This window comes from Psychrobacter sp. 1Y4, assembly GCF_051847555.1.
Window position 1 is genome coordinate 1 of record NZ_JBPYDE010000688.1, and the last position, 651, is coordinate 651.

Here is a 651-nt window from a genome sequence, read left to right on the forward strand (position 1 = left end):
CTATCAAAAAATAGATGAGGCAGAAAGTGCGAAAGCGTGGGTAGGTAAGATTCAACCCGTTGCTGGCGAAGTGAACATCGCGTGCGTGGGTACTTACCATTGTGAAATCGTGCAAATAGATAAGACACTGGTTGTGTCTCCTGACAATCATGAGCCAGTTAATCCTCAGATTGTAGCGTCTTTCCCAAGTTATAAAGGCGCTGCAACGCCCCAAATGGGCATAGAGATGACACCGCTCATGAGTAAAAACTCTATAAAGATAGTGCCATTAGCCGCATCTGGTATGCCAGGGTTGACCAACTATTACGCACGGGTGATGCCTGCAAAACGTGAAGTCCATGTCAATTTTTATCCAGAGAATAACATGGGATACGTTGAGCGTTTTGCGATGATTCATGATTTTGCGGATGCGGGTACTTATCAGCTGCGCGCTTATCAAAAGAAAAATAGTGAAAAATCTGGCAGTTTATTGGATACAGCGTCGCCTGAGCCTCTATGTATTGATCTATTACAAGGTAATAAGGTGCAGCGCCGATTCTGTAAACAGTTAGGGTCTGAGCACCAAGGTGAGTTTGTAGAGACAGGCATGGTCAAAGCAGTGCAGTCAGCATCTAAATCTAAAAAGACGACAGCGTAATAAAAATTAATTAA

At 43.6% G+C, this 651-nt stretch carries 1 protein-coding gene; it reads left to right on the top strand.

Annotated features, from left to right (window positions below; all coding sequences use genetic code 11):
- A partial coding sequence (locus tag ACS8FC_RS18345) for a hypothetical protein (RefSeq protein ID WP_439297842.1) occupies positions 1–637 on the top strand: 637 nt, incomplete at its 5' end.
- Between the last annotated feature and the right edge of the window lie 14 nt (positions 638–651).